At 58.8% G+C, this 17078-nt stretch carries 19 protein-coding genes and 1 tRNA gene; 11 read left to right on the top strand and 9 right to left on the bottom strand.

What is annotated here, in order from left to right; all coding sequences use genetic code 11:
- Positions 1-84: 84 nt before the first annotated feature.
- The 3 genes from ADJ70_RS02305 to ADJ70_RS02295 all read left to right on the top strand — a co-directional run bounded on the left by ADJ70_RS02305 (position 85) and on the right by ADJ70_RS02295 (position 1780).
- Positions 85-777 (top strand): HAD family phosphatase, encoded by a 693-nt coding sequence (locus ADJ70_RS02305; RefSeq protein ID WP_253273212.1) that lies wholly within the window; start codon positions 85-87, stop codon positions 775-777.
- 429 nt (positions 778-1206) lie between these two features.
- Positions 1207-1461 (top strand): type II toxin-antitoxin system RelB/DinJ family antitoxin, encoded by a 255-nt coding sequence (locus ADJ70_RS02300; RefSeq protein WP_050343139.1) that lies wholly within the window; start codon positions 1207-1209, stop codon positions 1459-1461.
- 243 nt (positions 1462-1704) lie between these two features.
- Positions 1705-1780, top strand: a tRNA-Ala gene (locus ADJ70_RS02295).
- A gap of 268 nt (positions 1781-2048) precedes the next feature.
- Here ADJ70_RS02295 and ADJ70_RS14445 read toward each other — a convergent pair.
- Together ADJ70_RS14445 and ADJ70_RS15220 are read right to left on the bottom strand one after the other, a co-directional pair.
- Positions 2049-2207, bottom strand: a complete 159-nt coding sequence (locus tag ADJ70_RS14445; protein ID WP_157051363.1) for a hypothetical protein — start codon at positions 2205-2207, stop codon at positions 2049-2051.
- An 868-nt stretch (positions 2208-3075) separates the two neighbouring features.
- Complete coding sequence (locus tag ADJ70_RS15220; RefSeq protein ID WP_253273211.1) at positions 3076-3225, bottom strand: hypothetical protein; 150 nt, start codon at positions 3223-3225, stop codon at positions 3076-3078.
- A gap of 138 nt (positions 3226-3363) precedes the next feature.
- Here ADJ70_RS15220 and ADJ70_RS02285 point away from each other — a divergent pair, with 138 nt between their 5' ends.
- Positions 3364-3666: a hypothetical protein gene (locus ADJ70_RS02285; protein ID WP_157051362.1), complete on the top strand. Its 303-nt coding sequence runs from the start codon at positions 3364-3366 to the stop codon at positions 3664-3666.
- Positions 3667-3963: 297 nt separating this feature from the next.
- Here ADJ70_RS02285 and ADJ70_RS02275 read toward each other — a convergent pair whose 3' ends face one another.
- Both ADJ70_RS02275 and ADJ70_RS02270 read right to left on the bottom strand, forming a co-directional pair.
- The gene (locus ADJ70_RS02275) at positions 3964-5235 is read right to left on the bottom strand and encodes an ISL3 family transposase (protein WP_050343130.1); all 1272 of its coding nucleotides are present in this window, start codon (positions 5233-5235) and stop codon (positions 3964-3966) included.
- Between the two features lie 212 nt (positions 5236-5447).
- Positions 5448-5804: a hypothetical protein gene (locus tag ADJ70_RS02270; RefSeq protein ID WP_050343128.1), complete on the bottom strand. Its 357-nt coding sequence runs from the start codon at positions 5802-5804 to the stop codon at positions 5448-5450.
- A 123-nt stretch (positions 5805-5927) separates the two neighbouring features.
- On the opposite strand from ADJ70_RS02270, the gene ADJ70_RS02265 reads away from it, so the two are divergent.
- The 7 genes from ADJ70_RS02265 to ADJ70_RS02250 all read left to right on the top strand — a co-directional run bounded on the left by ADJ70_RS02265 (position 5928) and on the right by ADJ70_RS02250 (position 10390).
- Positions 5928-6110: a hypothetical protein gene (locus tag ADJ70_RS02265; RefSeq protein ID WP_050343126.1), complete on the top strand. Its 183-nt coding sequence runs from the start codon at positions 5928-5930 to the stop codon at positions 6108-6110.
- Positions 6110-7177, top strand: a complete 1068-nt coding sequence (locus ADJ70_RS13965; RefSeq protein WP_083443746.1) for a DNA methyltransferase — start codon at positions 6110-6112, stop codon at positions 7175-7177. Before ADJ70_RS02265 ends, ADJ70_RS13965 begins: the two co-directional genes overlap by 1 nt.
- Positions 7178-8047, top strand: a complete 870-nt coding sequence (locus ADJ70_RS14440; RefSeq protein ID WP_157051361.1) for a hypothetical protein — start codon at positions 7178-7180, stop codon at positions 8045-8047.
- Positions 8048-8097: 50 nt separating this feature from the next.
- Entirely contained in the window at positions 8098-8889 is a 792-nt protein-coding gene (locus ADJ70_RS02260; protein ID WP_050343124.1) for a hypothetical protein, read from the top strand.
- A gap of 104 nt (positions 8890-8993) precedes the next feature.
- On the top strand, positions 8994-9434 hold the full coding sequence (locus ADJ70_RS15050; protein WP_216597327.1) for a recombinase family protein: 441 nt from the start codon (positions 8994-8996) through the stop codon (positions 9432-9434).
- A 44-nt stretch (positions 9435-9478) separates the two neighbouring features.
- Positions 9479-10060 (top strand): recombinase zinc beta ribbon domain-containing protein, encoded by a 582-nt coding sequence (locus tag ADJ70_RS15045; RefSeq protein WP_083444075.1) that lies wholly within the window; start codon positions 9479-9481, stop codon positions 10058-10060.
- Between the two features lie 33 nt (positions 10061-10093).
- Positions 10094-10390 (top strand): hypothetical protein, encoded by a 297-nt coding sequence (locus tag ADJ70_RS02250; protein ID WP_050343122.1) that lies wholly within the window; start codon positions 10094-10096, stop codon positions 10388-10390.
- 172 nt (positions 10391-10562) lie between these two features.
- Here ADJ70_RS02250 and argS read toward each other — a convergent pair whose 3' ends face one another.
- The 5 genes from argS to ADJ70_RS02225 form a co-directional block, all read right to left on the bottom strand.
- Positions 10563-12407 carry an arginine--tRNA ligase gene (gene argS, locus ADJ70_RS02245; RefSeq protein ID WP_050343120.1) on the bottom strand — a complete coding sequence of 615 codons (1845 nt, stop codon included), beginning with the start codon at positions 12405-12407 and terminating at the stop codon, positions 10563-10565.
- 164 nt (positions 12408-12571) lie between these two features.
- Positions 12572-14050, bottom strand: coding sequence for a nicotinate phosphoribosyltransferase (locus ADJ70_RS02240; RefSeq protein ID WP_050343118.1), 1479 nt, complete (start codon positions 14048-14050; stop codon positions 12572-12574).
- A gap of 168 nt (positions 14051-14218) precedes the next feature.
- A complete protein-coding gene (locus ADJ70_RS02235) occupies positions 14219-14521 on the bottom strand; it encodes a hypothetical protein (protein ID WP_050343117.1) in 303 nt (100 codons plus the stop codon).
- A complete protein-coding gene (locus ADJ70_RS02230) occupies positions 14514-15497 on the bottom strand; it encodes a radical SAM protein (protein ID WP_050343115.1) in 984 nt (327 codons plus the stop codon). Before ADJ70_RS02230 ends, ADJ70_RS02235 begins: the two co-directional genes overlap by 8 nt.
- 23 nt (positions 15498-15520) lie before the next feature.
- Positions 15521-16948 carry a Sapep family Mn(2+)-dependent dipeptidase gene (locus ADJ70_RS02225; RefSeq protein WP_050343114.1) on the bottom strand — a complete coding sequence of 476 codons (1428 nt, stop codon included), beginning with the start codon at positions 16946-16948 and terminating at the stop codon, positions 15521-15523.
- Between the last annotated feature and the right edge of the window lie 130 nt (positions 16949-17078).

Raw genomic sequence — 17078 nt, 5'->3', positions numbered from 1 at the left:
GCCAGCGACATGAGAGACGCCCTCGGCAGAAGGCACCACCCTCTGCTAGACTAAAGTGGGGTCAAGCGAGGGATGGAGGGGGACGTGGCGGCTCATAACGACAACGACGATGCGGACAGGCTCTGGCCCCCTGCCTTCAAGGCTGCCATCTTTGACTTTGACGGAACCATCTCTGACACGGCCGCGCTCTGGAGACAGGTAGACGAGGCCTTCCTAGGCTCACGCGGCATCGAATGCCCCAAGGACTACTCGCGCACCCTGAGCGCCCTTGGCTTTGCTGCGGGTGCCAGATACACAATCGAGCGCTTTGGCCTTTCCGAAACGACACAGGAGATCTGTGATGAGTGGAATCAGATGGGTCGGACCCTCTATGAGTCCAACGTCGAACTGAGACCGGGAGCCGAGAACTACATCTGCGCCCTGCATAGGCGGGGTATTCCCGTCGCCCTTGCCACCACCAACGACAGGGACGTCCTCGACGCGATGCGGCACGTGGACGTAAACTCCCTCTTCGATGTGCGCGTGCATACAGGAGAGCTTGGTCTTGCCAAGGACAGACCGGAGGTCTATCTCGACACGGCACAGCGCTTGGGGGTACGGCCCGAGGAATGCATCGTCTTCGAGGACCTCACGGTGGCAGTGCGCTCTGCCCAGGCGACAGGTATGGCCACGTGCGGCATACGCAGCAACGACCCCACACAGGACGTGTCCGAGCTCAGGGCTGTCTCTGACCTCTGGCTTGACGACTGGCAGGACATCGACGTTGACTCATCGTGAGTCTTTGCCCCCGTCGTCTTTGCATTACCACGCTTCCGCTGTGCCGCATACGATGTACTATATAAGAGGCTTCGTGAGTTCGCGTGGGTGGGTGGTTGCGTCACCGCCCCTGCGGCGTAGGCCTCAGGTCCGAGCGCCCTGGCGTCACGGGGCCATGGGGCCGTCGACGCCGTGGGACCCGTGGCCCCGCCCGGTCGCGCGAGCGGCCGTGGGGGCGCAGGAGTGTACACAGATTGGCGAAAACGGCCTCTCGACGTCGTTTCGGGGCATTTGTGTACACTGTTGCGACGCCCGATTGCGTCGGGTGGCGCGAGCGGCGCCGTCGCGAGGTCGGCGTCTTCACCGAGGCGTCAACCCACACAAACCCTGAAGAATCTGAAAGTAATCAATGCTTCTTTGTAGGAGAAGAGAGATGACAGGTGAGGCATCATGGCTACCAGCACCTTCAATATACAGCTCGATTCAGATTTAAAACGACGGGTGGAGGAGGTGTCCTCCGGCATCGGCCTTACTCCCACGGCGGTATTCAACGTGTTTGCGCGACAATTTGTCGCACATCGCGGCTTTCCCTTTGCAGTGGTGACACCTGTGCCGACCGAGCGTGAGTTCACCGAGCAGATGGATTCAACCTACCTGTCGATGCGTGACGGCAATGCGACAGAACACGAGCTCATCGAGACATAGGTGAGGAAGGGTCATTACCAGCAATGAAACGAGACGAGCTCGTGAAGACGTAACGGAAACGACCCCGCGCAGGATGACCCCACGCAGGATGTGTCCAAGCTCAGAGCTGTCTCTGACCTCTGGATCGACGACTGGCAGGACATAGACGTGAGCTTGTAAGGACCAAAAAACTCATGGGAAGCATGTTAAGGTATTGACACGAAAGGCCAGAGTTGCGATACTACCCTGTGCGTGCAATCGAATGGGGCATTAGCTCAGCTGGGAGAGCGCAAGGTTCGCAATCTTGAGGCCAGGGGTTCGATCCCCCTATGCTCCACCAAAAGAGGAAGCGTTGAACTTTATTTCGTGAGGAATGAGTTTGCGCTTGTATATAGATTCGTGGATGATTATTAACTGCGGAGGACGCTCTAGGAAACCCGTAGAGCGACTTTAAGACCTTGGACGGGGAAATCCTCGTCCAAGGTCTTTTTGTGCCTTAAAATGGTTATTTGAGCCGCAGAATTGATTGAGTGATGTGGGTCGGGACGGCTTACGCCGTCCGCGACATTCTAGTAGACCGTTCTAGAATTATATGATGCGTATTCATATCACGCCGCATCCCCCTTGCCGTCTCCGCTGGGTCCGATCCCCCACCTCCACCTGCGGGGCACGGGGATCGCGTCGGCCTCCCCGGGGCACGGCTCGATGCGCTCCCCCGGCTCGCCCGGCGACCTCACGCGGATGTGGCGCAGCACCTGCCTGGCCATCTTGCCGAAGAAGCCCCCCTGTCACGTCGGGCCAGCTGCCGTGCCTCGGCGCGGACACCATCCCGAACCTACCGGGATGCCCCTCGAGCCAGGCCCGGGTCTCCCCCGGCCTGCGTACGGGGTGGTCGCCGGGCACGAGCCTCATGGCATGCCCCTCGGGGTACCTGGCGTCAAGGGCCCCCGGCAGCCCGGCGAACTCGCGGCTCCTGTGGCGCTCCCGCACGATGCCCCCCGCCGTGCCGTCCCGCGGGCCTGTGCCGGCGACGGGCGACGCCGTGCCGAGCCGGCGGCGCTCGCTGCCCGCCAGCAGCGCCCCTCCCCGCACGCCCGGCTCGGGCCCCGCGTCCGGGGCGACGGGCGCGATCGCCCGGGTGCCGGGCTTCTCGTCGACCGACACGACACGACGCGGGCCCCCGGCCCCTCGCCCTCCCAGGGCAGCAGGTTGCCGTCGTCGTCGAAGCGGAACGAGAGCTGCTGGCAGGCGACGAGCACCTCGCGCGTCCCCCCCCCCCGGAGTCGGGGTCGCGCCGCTCGCGGCAGTGGCGCACCCGGTCGGGGCGCGGGTCGGCCGCGCGGGGGATCGACCACACCATGGACTTCGTCGCGCGCGCGAGCGCGGGGTGCCCCGCGCGGGCGGCCTCGGCCCCCGCGTGCGCGGCGAGCGCCGACTGCGCCCGCGTCTCGGCGGGGTGCCCCAGCTCGCACGGCCCCAGGCACGCGAGGCCCGCCACCCACGCGCGGTCGCCGTCGCCTATCGACGCGGGCCTGCCGCTGCGGGCCGCGTCGGAGAGCGCCGCCCCCGCGCCGCCCTCGCGGTACTTCCGCACGCAGAGCGCCACCGTGTCGGCGTTCGCCCCCAGCGAGCGGGCTATCTCCGCGAGGCTGCGGCCGTCGGCACCCGCAGCGGCATGCGGGCCCTGCCCGCCCGCCGCGCCTGCTCGGTCCTGGTCCTCGCCACGAGCCCGGGCGCCTCCCTGCCGCCCTCCGCGAGCCCCGGGGCCTCCGGTGTCCTTGGCATGCCAGCCTCCCCGTGAACGTGTCGTCGCCATGACACCATCATGCGGCAGGGAGGTCTGTAATGCCACCATATACTTAAAGAACGGTCTACCAGAGGCTAAGCGACGAAGCGAACGAGAAGATAGGCGACCTTGAGGACGTGCAGGGACGAGTCACGGACGCAGAGGACGAGCTGGCAGAACTTGAGCCTAAAAGGAAACAAGCCAAGAAGGAAATCAATGATGCTGGCAGGAAGAAGCATGAGGTGTTTGAGGTGACATACGCCCTCAAAAACGCCATGGGCACGCCTGATGTATATGACAGCGGTCAAATCATCGCGAACGCTAAGAAGTGGGCCGACGACCTGATAGCACGAGAGGACGAGAATGCCCGTCAGAAAGCCGAAAACGACCGCAGAGCGCGTTTGATTGCCGACAAGGCAAACAAGTCGATGAGTTGCTGAAAAACGCGCAGGAGGTTGATTCTGCGCCCTCTATATTCGCGCAGTTCGTCATTGACAGAATCAAAGGGAAGTATCCGAACTTCTATGCACGGTGCGAGACAGCGTGGCAGGCACTCCAGAAGAAGAGAGACAGCGTCAAAAAAGTGCTTATGAGGTTCGAGAGTGGATGGATGAAATGATTGAAGCCTACGAACACAGGCATGACGATGACCAGATACAGTTTTAATTTTGGTTACAATGCTGACCAAAAAGTGGCAAAAAAATAGGCTCTTCGGGGTTTTTGGTGGGTAGCACGGGCTAGGACTGAGCGCAAGCGAGGGCGTCGAACGACAGGCCTCCCAGCCTGAGGAAAATCGCTGTTGTGAAGTACTCCACGTTGCGAAATCCCCTGGCAGCCTTCTTGATGGACTGTATGAGCGAGTTTGCGCCCTCGAGGTAGGCATTTGTGAGCCTGCTGCCGAAGTAGCCGAGGATCCCCTCCCTGTTCTCCCGGACCGTCCTGGCGACCCCCTTCATATCGGGGACGTTGGAGTGCATCATCCAGCTGAGGAGCCTGTCGAGCATCGGCCTCGCCTCCTCTGCCGTCGCGCAGCCGTAGACGTCGCGCATCGCCTCGGTCATCTGGCAGGCCCGGGCCGTCCTGAGGTGGCTCCTGTTGGGTGCGAGCCTCTCGCGCACCTCCCGCTGTCGCCCCGTCAGGTTCTCCTCGCGCTCGGGCCACACGTACTTGGTGCGCTCGGGCGCCTCGCGCTTCTCGTCGGACTCCCTGCGCTCACGGCACCTGACGCGATCCGTCGCCCTCGAGAAGAGCTGCATGACGTGGAAGCGGTCGATGGTCTGCGTCGCCTCCGGCATCTCCTCGGAGACGCCGGAGGAGAAGGAGCCCGACATGTCACGGGTGACCTCGGTGATCGCCGCCCTGTCGCCGCCGTGGGCCTCGAGCTGGTCGCACATGCGGCCCACGGACCCCCTGTCGTTTCCGTCGGTCACGGCGACGCACCTCCTGCCGTCGAGGTCGAGCATGGTGGATATGTAGGTGTGGCCCCTCGAGCGGCTGGTCTCGTCTATGCCCACGCGCCTGACGCCCGAGTAGTCGGCAGACCCCCTGGCCTGCGCGACGGCGCGCCCGAGCATGTCCCTGGGCCTGCGGTCGTCCTCGCCGAGCGCCTCGGCAACCGCCTTGACGGTCGAGCCCCGCATGCAGGCCGCGAGCACCTGGGCCTCGAAGAGGGCCGTGAAGTGTGAGTTCGGCCGCACCTCCCAGGGCATGAGCACGGTCCCCGCGCCGTGCTCGGGGCAGTCCGTCCTCGGCACGGCGCAGTGGACGTAGGTCCCGGACTGCCAGATGTCGAGATGGCGCCAGGTGCGCTCGCGGGCGTCGTGCACGCCGCAGGGGACGCCGCACTCCGGGCAGGGGACCGCGTGGCCCCGCCTCCTGGCCACCCTGACGTGGAGCTCGTCGGGGCCTCCCTCGACCTCCTCGAACCAGGTCTCGGAGACCTCCCAGGCCTCGCCCAGCCCCATCGAGCGCTCGAAGAGCGCCGCCAGCATCCTCGCGTCCCGGCGCATCGGCAACCTCCGTGGTCCGTCTCACAGCATGACCACAGGATGGTAGCCCAAGAAGCCGCTCGGGGTTCTCGGGACCGTCAGTCCTAGCCCGTGCTACCCACCAAAAACCCCGAAGAGCCAAAAAATAACCATAATGCCGATGACTGGCACTATGGTTATTTTTATACCTGAATTTGGACGAAAAACGGTCACGAAAATGACCCAAAGAAGTCCTAATCAAATTCATCCGATACTTCATGGATGCACTGGCTGAGAAGATAACAGCGGATTGTGACGTCCATGTTCTCGAAGTCAGAGGCCAGCAGCCAGCGTCCAACGGTAGCTTCATCCGTTCCTAGCCCTGCACATGCTTCTTCCAACAGGTCGAGGTTGTCCAGGATGTATTCTTGTGCTTTGGAACGGCTGAATGTGTAAGAGCCTGAGGCGTTGCCCGTGACGGAGTCTTCTGTCCACAGCATATCTTGCAGACGCTCCTCAAGGTCATTTCTGTTTGTGTGTTCCTCCCAGTCGGTGTTTTTGATGATGTAGTTGCGAATGTCTTCTTTTATTGCCTCTCGGTAGTCGTACATGTTCAATCCTCCTTGACTTGATTGTGCATGCGCTCCCGCGAGTCCATAGGACTCGTTTGTGCTTGGAAATGGAATGTAAACATGATACTATGTAACTATGTAAATTGAATTCAGGAGGAGTCTATGGTTGGGAAATCGAGAAAGTCCAAGGACACGAGGCTCTTGCAGGTCTACGTGGAGCCGGAGCTGCACAAGGCGTTGGGACAGTATTGTTTGGACAACGATACGAAGAACGCCCCCGTGGTGAGAGAGCTATTGAGCCGCTTTTTAGAGAAGCAGGGATATTACAAGCGAGGTAACGAGTAATGGCGAAAAAAGATACAAATCTTAAATTGAGTCACCTATACAAAGGCAATGTATCAGAAGTTTACGGTCGCTGGCCCTCTCCGGATTTGATTGTTTCAGACGGCGCATATGGCGTACGCGGATTCCGAGGAGATACAGTAGATGCCGCCGGGCTGACTGACTGGTATAAGCCTCATGTGCTTGCGTGGGCTAAAGCGGCAAAACCTTCAACAAGCCTATGGTTTTGGAATACGGAAGTTGGATGGGCAACTGTGCATCCTTTGCTCCTGTCAACTGGATGGGAGTATGTACAGCTAGCTGTCTGGGATAAGGGTCTTGCACATATTGCCGGAAACGTGAATGGTAAGACAATCAGGCAGTTGCCGGTAGTGACAGAAGTGGCTGCGCTATATCGTCGCACAGTATATCTTGAGACAGGTGATGGCCTGACACTTAATGCAAAGAGCTGGCTCAGAGCAGAGTGGCGTCGAAGTGGTTTGTCGTTGAGCAAATCAAATGAAGCGTGCGGGGTTAAGAACGCAGCGACGCGCAAGTATCTTACAGCTGATTGGCTGTGGTATTGGCCGCCGGGAGATGCAGTTCAAAAGATGGCTGAGTATTGTATGCAATACGGCAAGAAGACATCATGGCCATATTTTTCGCTTGATGGCAAAACAATGATTTCTGCGCATGATTGGGATAGTCTTCGGACTACTTGGAATCATCGTAACGGAGTTACGAATGTATGGAGCAGACCTCCGCTAGCCGATAGCGAACGGCTAAAAGGAACAATGGAGCGCAGCGCCCCAAGGACATATAAGCCGACAAAACAATCTGCAGCGCACTTAAACCAAAAGCCTCTTGATTTGATGCTCACTCAGGTGGCAGCGGCATCAAATGTCGGGGATACGGTTTGGGAACCGTTTGGCGGACTGTGTTCGGCATCTGTAGCTTCATCTTTACTAGGCAGACGTTCATATGCTGCCGAGATAGATGACACATTTTACAAACTCGCGGCTGCACGCCTTAATGAGGCAAATGCTTACTTTGAATCAAACGGTGTTTATGAATTTAAGGAGGGTGAATAAATGGACGATGTAACGCGCTATGTATTACCAAAAGATGATGAGAGAACGGAATTGCGTGATGGTGTGGTGAGGGCATTGCGTGCCGTGCCAATGCACTTTACGTCTCCGATTAACATAGAGGGATTATCCGCCACAGATTTATTTGCAATGAATACATTGTTGGGTGGTGCGATTGAAGACCAAACTGTAGCGACGCTTAATGCTACACGAACAATCTGGGATGCGGATGGACGATGGGCAGATTATGAATTTAAGCGTTATGCAGAAAGCTTTCCTGATGTTCGTCTTGAACGGGAAGGTGGCAAAGAACCATTGATTGGCATTGAGTTGAAAGGTTGGTATCTTCTCGCAAAAGAAGAGATGCCATCATTCAGATTCAAAGCCTCAGCTGACGCAATGACAGTCTGGGATTTAATAGCAGTATTTCCTTGGTCATTATCAAATGTCATTTCTGGCAAACCTGTTTTAGAACCGCCTTATATCGAACAAGCAAAATACGCAGCAGATTTGCGAACGTACTATTGGGAACACAGAAGCAATTCAGCTCAGAAAGTAGAGCATCCTAGCACACATCCATACCCGGCGCCTGGTAGCTTATATTCAGATATTGTTCATGATGATAAAGGCGGAAATTTTGGACGTATTGCACGAGTTAGAGGCTTGATGAACGAATGGGTGTCATCAACAATGCAAACGCCACTTTCAGGCATAGGGGCACGCTGGTGGGTGAGATTCTTAAAAATGTTTGATGAGCATAGTGATGAGAAGTCCATTAGAGATAAATTCGAAAGACTGGCGCAGGCAACAGGGCACGATTCAAAATGGGCGGATGAAGTGTTGAGTCACGTGCGGCGTCTTATGGAAATGTAGCCAAGGATGGATTGTATTAACCAATCGATTACTATTCAGGAGAAGACGATATGAACGGGCTTAATTTAGAGCAGGAAGCAGCTCTTGTCTATGCTTGGATGAACCAAAATGCAGATGTAAAAAATTTCACGGAGCTTGGGACTTCAGAGGCATTTATTGCGCTAAAAACCCAAGGAATGATTCAAATGCAAACTGACTGGGGTCATAGTCTCGTAATGTTTCAGTCAATGCTTCCGGCTGGGGTGGAACACTATAGCAAAGCAAGAAAGGCCAGAAGATGGTTCAAGACCTTAAGTGACGAAGCTGATTGCTTGATGCTCCGCCTCGCTGCGCAGGATGCGGCAAAAAGAAAATCAGAAGATGAGCCGATATTTGTAGCGACCGATTTTGACAAAAACACTTACTATGCAGAACTCTCCCGATGCGGTCTATTGGATGTGAAGTGGTCAGATAATTCTCCATATTTAGTTGCAGTGACGGATATGGGACGTACATACGCTAATGGGTGGTTTCAGGAAGAAATAGAAAAGAGTAATCAGAATATAAATTTTGCACCTGTTATAAATAACAATGTCTCCGCAACCGCGAATGCGGAAGCGGAGATAAAGGATGTGACTATAGGTGCGACTGTAGAGGCAATTCTTGACCTCGATATAGAGCAAAATCTGAAAGATGATGCCCAAGATGCTGTTCGTCAACTTGAAAAGGTTGCGAAAGAGAAGAACAAGACAAAGTTTGCTGAAAAGCTGGAGAAGGTGGCATCAATTGCTAAGAGTTCAACAGAGCTGGCAACTGTTATGTTCCCGTTCGTGCAAACAGCTATCAAGATGCTGATGGGGTAGTTGTTGTTATGCGGCAAATTAAGAACACAGGAGGTAAATCATAAGGTGTCAGATAAGACTAAGAAAAGCCAAAGAAGTTCAAGCAGAACGATAATAGCCTCGCCATCGCCTACTATCGCTTCTCTTCCCACAGCCAGAACGAGGCGTCGATAGACCAGCAGAGGGAGCAGGCGCAGGCGTTCGCCAAGGCTCATGGATACAACATCGTCAAGGAGTACGGGGACGCCGCCATGTCGGGCACGACAAACGACCGCCCTCAGTACCAGCTCATGCTCTCTGAGGTGGGCACGATAAGACCGGCCGCCGTCATCCTGTGGAAGACGGACAGGCTGGGACGTGACCGCTTCGAGCTTGCAGACGCGAAACGGCGGATTCGCGACGCGGGCTGCCGTATCTGCCTCACTGCGGAGCCTACGCCAGACGACTCGCCGGAGTCGGTGCTCAAGGAGACAATGATGGAGGGCATGGCTGAGTTCTACTCAAGGCAACTTTCCGTACGCCGACGGAGAGGCGATGTAGTCCATCTGCGACGACTTCAACGCTAAAGGGCTTCGGACAAACGCGCGGTGCGCTCTTCAGTGTCAAGACCATGAACAAGCTGCCCAAGAATAGAGCCTATATCGGCGAATACCGTCACAGTGGCATCACTGTTGAGGACGGTATGCCGCAGATTGTGGACGAGGAGACATTTGACAGGGCGCAGAGAAGGCTTGCCGAGAACAAGCGCAACGGTTCAAGGAGAAAGGCGAGCGCACAGGCGCAGGATACACTGCGCTACTGGCTAACGGACAAGCTCTACTGCGGCGAGTGCGAAAACTCCATGCAAGATGTCTCCGGCACGAGCAAGACGGGAGCCAAGCATTATTATTACTACTACTGCAAGGAGCGGAGGGCGAAGAGGTGCACGAAGAGGCCTGTGCGCAAGGAGTGGATAGAGGATACCGTCACGGGCATTCTCAAAGGTTTTCTGGATGATGGCGAAAATCTTGCATCCATCGCTGTTGGCGCAGCAAAGTATTATGAGGATAATTACAAGAGCACCGAGCATCTCTCCAGCCTTGAGCAGCAACGCAGGGACGTTGAGAAAAGGCTTGCCAACTTCGTCAAGGCAATAGAGGCAGGAATATTCAACAAGGCTACGCAGAGGCGCATGGCCAAACTTCAGGAATGAAAAGACGCCCTGAACGACGCCATAGAGACCGAGATGGTCAGGCAGTCGCTTTTCGAGAACGAGCACTCGATAAAAGCGTACTTCGACAGGTTCCTCCATGCAGACTTCGACAATCCAGAGGTGAGAGATTTCGTTCTGAAATATTTTGTCGACAAAATCTATCTGTATGAGGACAGACTCATGGTGACATCTTGGTACTCGGAGGATAACCGCGAGGTTCCTATGGAGGTGCTGAGTGGGGAGACGGAAGACCCTCTTGTTGAAGGGGAAGCCATCAAGTTCGATTGCTTCCCCCTATGCTCCACTAGAGCTTCCAGAGCGGCGGACTAACATCCGCCGCTCTTGTTTTTCACGTGCGCTCAGATCATCTGCCGATGCTCGTCCCTCCGCAGTCCAGGCACTGTATGGGCACCATATCCCGATGTTCGCGCAGCGCCCGTCATCGCACGCGGCGCGATGGGGCCGCGTGCATGTCTACGCGCAGGTATCTACGCGCAGGTGTCTACATGACCTCGGGAGCAGAGACGCCGATGAGCCTCAGGGCGACCGCCAAATTGATGCGCACCGCATCGCAGGCGGCGAGACGCGCCTTCGAGAGCGCCTCCTCCACGGGATGCCCCTTGCTCGGAAGCACCTGGCAGCTGGCATAGAAGCCGTGATAGGCACTTGCGAGATCCTCGCAGAAGTGCGTGATGCGAAAGGGCGCCCTGTCACGCGCGCAACCTGCGATGAGCTCTGGGAACTCAGAGATCTTGCGGGCAAGTGCAAGCTCGGTGGGATCAGAGAGGAGCGAGGGGTCGTAGTTGTTCCCGACAGCACGCCGCGCAACCTCATCCATGCCAAGCTCGCTCGCCTCGTCCTCGGAGACGCCTGCGGCCCTGCGCAGGATAGAGCAGATGCGAGCATGCGCATACTGCACGTAGTAGACCGGGTTCGCACTGTCCTTCTGCTTCACGGCCTCGATGTCGAAGTCTATCGTCTGGTTGGACGAGCGGCTGATGAGCGTGTAGCGCGTGGCATCGACACCCACCTCGTCAATGAGCTCGTCGAAGGTGACCATCGTGCCCTTGCGCTTTGACATGCGAACCGGCTCACCGTTCCTAAGCAGGTTCACAAACTGGCCGAGGTCGACCTCGAACTTCCCGGGATAGCCAAGGGCGTCGCAGACGTTGGTCACGCGGGCGATGTAGCCGTGGTGGTCGGCCCCCCACAGGTCAACCGAGAAGTCATCACGCTGGAACTTGTTCCAGTGGTAGGCGACGTCAGAGGCAAAGTAGGTGTACTCACCGTTGCTCTTGATAAGTACGCGGTCCTTGTCGTCGCCAAAGGTCGTTGACCTGAACCACAGCGCCCCGTCATCGGTCCTGTAGAGGTGACCCATGTCCTCAAGGCGCTTGAAGGCGCGGTCGACCTGGGAGGCACCCGATTCGTCCTTCAGGTAGAGTGAGCGCTCGGAGAACCACACGTCGAAGTCACAGCGGACGCTATGGCAAGTTGCCTTGATGCGCCTGAGCATGGCCTGATAGGCGCGCTCGCGAAACTCGTCATCGCGCTCCTCTGCGGTGACATCGACCCACTTATCGCCATCCTCGTCGTAGAACTCCCTGGCGATCTTGATGATGTAGGCACCACCGTATGAGTTACCGCCCAAGGCGTCGTTGAAGGCGTCCATGTATGGGTGAACCTCAGGGTGCTCGTCTTGCTCGTCCTCGACGTAGCGATCACGATCCTGCAACAGATGGGTCACGGCGTCATCAGGCGAGAGACCCTTGCCCCTCATGATCTCGACGAGCTGGAGGTAGCGCGTCGCTACCGAACGTCCAAAGACGTCCATCTGGCTCCCATGGTCATTGATGTAGTACTCGCGCGTGACCTCATAGTTCGTGTGCTCGAGCACGTTGCACACAGAGTCACCCAAGGCCGCCCACCTGCCGTGGCCCACATGCAGGGGACCTGTCGGATTGGCCGAGATGAACTCGTAGTTAAGCTTGAGCCCATTGCCCACGTTGATCTTACCCCAGTCGCCACCTGCCTCGCGGACGCTGCGAAAGACCTCGTTGTTGGCCGAGGTGCTAAGATAGAAGTTGATGAAGCCGGGACCTGCGACCTCGCACTTCGCGATAGCATCACTTGCAGGCATGTGGGCGACGATGGTAGCGGCTATCTTGGTTGGAGCCATGCGAGCGAGGCGCGCGGAGCGCATTGCGATGGTGCTGGACCAGTCGCCGTTCGTCGTATCCGCAGGCCTCTCCATGCAGTAGTCAGTGACTGTGAATTCAGGAAGGTCACCTTCCTGCTGCGCGGCGGCGATGGCTTGCTTGACTAGGCTCTCGAGTGTCTCGGGCATTGCAAAACTCCTTCTGGTAACGAAACCTGGACGCACCTGCGTCATTCTCACAAGCCTATAAAGTCTAGCAGAGAGCGAGCGGGCATATAGACTGCGCGCTGTCAGCTGCAGGAAAATGATGAACCACTGAGACGATCGACATGCTCCGCGCGCCCGCCGTCACCCTAGCCGCGTCGGGAGTTGGCGTGCTCACTGGTCGCGAGCTTGCGCCTGACCTGGGCAAGGCCTGCCTCGAGGCCCACTGGGTAGATCTGCGGGTTCAAGAAGCGCCTAACCGCCGGGTCAAGGCGCATGAGCGACTCCCTGCAACGAGAGCGTGCGACCTCGATGCCCTCAACGTCCCCGCTACGTCTTCCGTCGCATACGACCTGCTCATGGACTTCCCTCACCTCTAGACCCGAGAGGTCATAGCTCACGAGGTCATCCACGACGTCCACCATGCTTGTACCGCCTCTATCACAAGCGTCGTCCACGATCATGTCGCCCACAGGACAACCCGAGGCATCAAGGTAGCGCCTCAGGTGCTGGATGCCGGGAATCGTGCGCTTATAGGCCATCTCGGAAAGCTTGATCACGGGCTCCCAATCGCTATCCTTGCTCGCTCGCGTCGCAGAGAGCTTGTAGACGCCGCCAAGCGACGGCTGCGGGTCACAGGTCGCGAGCTTGGTGCCTACCCCAAAGGAGTCGATGGGAGCACCCTGCGCAAAGAGCGACTGGATGGTGTACTCGTCGAGGTCGTTCGAGGCCGAGATCCTCACGTACGGCAGGCCAGCCTCGTCAAAGGCCCTGCGCGTCTCCTTGGAGAGCTTGGCAAGGTCACCCGAGTCTATGCGAATCGCTGCGAGGCGCTCTCCTGCCCCCTCCATCTCCTTGGCGACGGTTATGGCGTTTCTGATGCCCTGATGCACGTCATAGGTGTCAACGAGAAAGACGCAGTTCTTGGGACTCGACCGAGCGAAGGCGCGAAAGGCGTCGAGCTCCGTCGGGAAGGACATGACCCAGGAGTGGGCATGCGTGCCGAAGACGGGTATGCCATAGATCTTACCGGCAAGAACGTTCGAGGTGGAGCTTGCGCCGCCGATGTAGGAGGCGCGGGCCACCGAGAGACCACCATCGGGGCCCTGCGCGCGCCTGAGACCGAAGTCGGAGACGGGGTGTCCCTCTGCGGCGTGAACGACGCGCGCTGTCTTGGTGGCAACAAGCGTCTGGAAGTTCACGAGGTTCAGAAGCGCCGTCTCAAGGAGCTGGCAGTCGATGAGTGGCCCCTCAACGCGTACCATGGGCTCGCGCGGAAAGGCGAGATCACCCTCTGGGATGGCCCAGACGCTCACCCTCATACGAAAGTCGCGCAGATAGTCGAGGAAGCCCCGCTTGAACATGGGGCCACCACCAGGGGCCATGACGCGCGCAAGATAGTCGATGGAACCCTCGTCGAACACGAAGTTCTCGACGAGATCGGCAATTTGGCCTATGCCACAGGCGACGGCATAGCCCCCCTCAAAGGGACACTCGCGAAAGAAGACCGTGAAGCAGCCCTCTGCCTCACGCATGCCAGACTCCCAGAAGCCCTGCGCCATCGTCAGCTCGTACAGGTCCGTGTTGAGCGCTACGTCGCTCGACATGGTTGCGTCGGTCAGTGCCATGGCTGCGCATCCCCTCAGTTTAGCGTATTCGGTGCCCCTGCGGACAGTCGTCGTACCCTTTAGGGTAGCACGTGGCGCGCCGGACGGGGCGCGAAAGCAAAAAACGAAACTCCCGGCGCAAGGCACAGATGCTCTTTGACGCGGCGCGCCGTCACAGGACTGCTCCTCTCAACGCCCAAGCGCCATCACCAGCATGATGATCACGGCGATGAGCAGGACACCGAAAAGGACAACCTTCTGTCCAAGGGGCATCTTGAGGTCATCGCCAGGCTCCATGATCTTGGCGTTTCGCTCCTTGAGCGCACGAATGCGAGCATCCTCGTCATGGGTTGCCTGCTCGGCCTTGAGGCGCTCGAGCTCGATGCGCTCTGCCTGGATGCGCCGTGTGTTCTCGCGCTGCGCCTTCTCTGCACGCAAGCTCTCAAGCTCGGCGCGCTCCTCGTCCGTAAGCGGTCTCGCATCGTCACTCATACCTGCCTCCCTCACCATAATCCTTCGTAGACGAGAGCACCGGCCCCTCGACGCCCGTCGCGTCAAAGGCGGGAACGAAGCTCTCTGACACGGTGCCCCCCTGCTGCCACCACATACGCTCGAAGCCGAGCGCATCGGCGTGATCGAGCACCCGCTCGTACTCCTCGCCCGTCACGGCACGAGCGAGGTCTCCCCCCGCCCTGAGGCAACGCCTGTTGGGAGTGTACTGGTTCATGACAGAGATATCCACCTCGTTGTGGCAGAGAGCCCAGACGCGATCGAGCACCCGCAGCGAGTCGTCCACATGCCCCGGCATCACCAGGTGTCGAACGATGACGCCACGGAGCATGCGCCCGTCAGCTCCCAGCAGGCGTCCACCTCCCTCGCGCACAGACGAGAGCATCTCGACAAGCGCGTCCTCGGCCACCTCAGGGTAGTCCCTCGCCTGCATGAGCCTGCACGCAAGATCACCTGATGAGAACTTGAAGTCGGTGAGCCACACGTCCACGACGTCACCCATGGCACGAACGACCTCAGGAGTCTCGTATCCCGAGGTGTTGCACACGACGGGCAGCGTCATGCCCGCCTCCCGGGAAAGAAGCACAGCCTGCCTCACCTGAGGCGCAAAGTGTAGGGGTGTCACGAGGTTGATGTTGATGGCCCCCTGCGCCTCGAGCTCAAGCATCATCTGTGCAACGCGTCCGACCGGGACGTCACGACCCGATCCCCCCTGCGAGATGTCATGGTTCTGGCAGAAGACACAGCGAAGGGGACAACCCGTGAAGAAGATTGCCCCGGATCCCGCCTCGCCCGAGATGGGGGGCTCCTCCCAGAAGTGCAGGGCTGAGCGTGCCGCACGCAGCCCTGCCCCAGCTCCGCATGCTCCGACCTCGCCCGCAAGTCGATTGGCGCCGCAGTGCCGGGGGCAAAGCTCGCAATGCCCGTAGAGGGCAAGAGGAAGCCCCGTAAGGTCCATGGAGACGTCTTTCGCCTTTTCGCCTAGGCGTACAGGCGCATGAGGCGGGCAATGGACACGATGTAGATCTTGAGGGCGCGCCTCAGGCTCTCTTCGCTGACGGCCTCGTCGGGTCCGTGCTCGGGTCCAACCCAAGCAGGCACATCCTCACCAGGCTCATGCGGACCGAAGGCACAGGCGCGCTCGAACTCGCGCGCATAGGTCCCCCCGCCGATCACGAGCGGCTTGGACACCCCGCCCACGTACTCATCATAGGTATCGAGCAGGCAGCGAACCTCAGGAGAGGAGGGATCGGCATAGAAGGGGGGCTTCACAAGATCGACCGCAAAGCTCGCGTCATGCTCCTTTGCACGCCTCGTGAGGGTGTGGGCCAAGGTGTCGGCGCTCGTCGAGTCGGGAAAGCGAACGTCACAGCTCTGGATCAGACATCCTGCCTGAGAGCGAATGGTACCGCCAATGATGCTGAGGGCACCAAAGCGGTCGTTGGCGCTCTGGACGCCAAGGGCCACCCCGTCATGGCCCGAGGAGCAGAGCAGCTGCTCCAACTCGAAGAAGGGCCTCTGTACGTCCGAGACGAGACCCGCGTCAAGCAGGTAGTCCACGAGCAGGCCGATTGCGTTGATGGTACCCTCGGGAAGCGAGGCATGGCCGCCCCTGCCTTTGGCCGTCAGGCGCACGAGGCCCTCCCCCTCAACCGAACGTCCCACCTGCCCGCACTCAGGCAGCTCGCCTAGCTCTGCCCTCACCACAGCGCTCGCAAGGCCACAGATGGCGTTCGGAACTGTCCCGCCCTCCACGCTGACGATGCGGCTCCCCGCCACGCCGACGGTAGGGTCAGAGCTGAAGTGACCCTGCAGGATGCCCCTCTCGCCACAGATGAGGGGGAAGTCGGCGTCGGGTGTGAAGACGAAGCGGGGCTGGGGGTAGTGATCCAGGTAGTAGGAGACGTCCCCCATGCCCGTCTCCTCCTCCGATCCGATGATCGCGCGCAGGGTGAGGGGCAGCCGCCTTCCCGTGCGCTCGACCTCGCGAGCGAAGAAGTGAGCGGCATAGAGTGAGAGCACGAGAGGACCCTTGTCATCGAGGACGCCACGCCCCACCAGATAGGCGTCCTTGCGGGTCACGTCAAAAGGCTCGACGGTCCAGCCAAGCCCCTCGGGCACGACGTCGCAGTGGGCTATCGTAGCGAGGTAGTCCTCGGAGCTGCCGGTGACATCCGCGTAGCCGAGGTACCCCTCGCAGTCGTGTGCGTCAAGACCCAGGCGGGAGGCAATGGAAAGGGCGCGCCTCAGCGCCTCGTGACTCGCAGGTCCCCAGGGATCTTTCTGTGTCGCGTGCGAGAGGTCCTCCACGGAACGGATCCGCACGAGCGAGCGGATGTCAGCAACGACATCCTCCCAGACCTCGCCTACGTAGTCCTCCACACGCTCCTTGAGCTTTTCGTCAGGCATAGCCGCTCCAATTCTTGCATCGTCTTGTCGCGCCTGGGTGCTGTCATCACGCAGGAACCTCGCCCCTCGGCTGACCCTGTGCCTCATCACCCTGCGCCCAGCTCGCAGGATCGGCATACGGACGCTGCAG

Source organism: Olsenella sp. oral taxon 807, from assembly GCF_001189515.2.
Taxonomy (GTDB): Bacteria; Actinomycetota; Coriobacteriia; order Coriobacteriales; family Atopobiaceae; genus Olsenella_F.
The sequence above is the reverse complement of the archived record's forward strand: the minus strand, read 5'-3'. Positions and strand labels throughout refer to the sequence as shown.

Excerpts from the sequence above, each read along its gene's own strand:
- ADJ70_RS02235 (WP_050343117.1), bottom strand. The coding sequence starts at position 14,521 with ATGAGTGACGATGCGAGACCGCTTACGGACGAGGAGCGCGCCGAGCTT.
- ADJ70_RS02230 (WP_050343115.1), bottom strand. The coding sequence starts at position 15,497 with ATGGACCTTACGGGGCTTCCTCTTGCCCTCTACGGGCATTGCGAGCTT.
- ADJ70_RS02300 (WP_050343139.1), top strand. The coding sequence starts at position 1,207 with ATGGCTACCAGCACCTTCAATATACAGCTCGATTCAGATTTAAAACGA.
- ADJ70_RS15045 (WP_083444075.1), top strand. The coding sequence starts at position 9,479 with ATGAACAAGCTGCCCAAGAATAGAGCCTATATCGGCGAATACCGTCAC.
- ADJ70_RS02265 (WP_050343126.1), top strand. The coding sequence starts at position 5,928 with ATGGTTGGGAAATCGAGAAAGTCCAAGGACACGAGGCTCTTGCAGGTC.
- ADJ70_RS15220 (WP_253273211.1), bottom strand. The coding sequence starts at position 3,225 with ATGCCAAGGACACCGGAGGCCCCGGGGCTCGCGGAGGGCGGCAGGGAG.
- ADJ70_RS02225 (WP_050343114.1), bottom strand. The coding sequence starts at position 16,948 with ATGCCTGACGAAAAGCTCAAGGAGCGTGTGGAGGACTACGTAGGCGAG.
- ADJ70_RS02275 (WP_050343130.1), bottom strand. The coding sequence starts at position 5,235 with ATGCGCCGGGACGCGAGGATGCTGGCGGCGCTCTTCGAGCGCTCGATG.
- ADJ70_RS13965 (WP_083443746.1), top strand. The coding sequence starts at position 6,110 with ATGGCGAAAAAAGATACAAATCTTAAATTGAGTCACCTATACAAAGGC.
- ADJ70_RS14445 (WP_157051363.1), bottom strand. The coding sequence starts at position 2,207 with ATGGCCAGGCAGGTGCTGCGCCACATCCGCGTGAGGTCGCCGGGCGAG.
- ADJ70_RS02250 (WP_050343122.1), top strand. The coding sequence starts at position 10,094 with ATGGTCAGGCAGTCGCTTTTCGAGAACGAGCACTCGATAAAAGCGTAC.
- ADJ70_RS02260 (WP_050343124.1), top strand. The coding sequence starts at position 8,098 with ATGAACGGGCTTAATTTAGAGCAGGAAGCAGCTCTTGTCTATGCTTGG.
- ADJ70_RS02240 (WP_050343118.1), bottom strand. The coding sequence starts at position 14,050 with ATGGCACTGACCGACGCAACCATGTCGAGCGACGTAGCGCTCAACACG.
- argS (WP_050343120.1), bottom strand. The coding sequence starts at position 12,407 with ATGCCCGAGACACTCGAGAGCCTAGTCAAGCAAGCCATCGCCGCCGCG.
- ADJ70_RS02270 (WP_050343128.1), bottom strand. The coding sequence starts at position 5,804 with ATGTACGACTACCGAGAGGCAATAAAAGAAGACATTCGCAACTACATC.
- ADJ70_RS14440 (WP_157051361.1), top strand. The coding sequence starts at position 7,178 with ATGGACGATGTAACGCGCTATGTATTACCAAAAGATGATGAGAGAACG.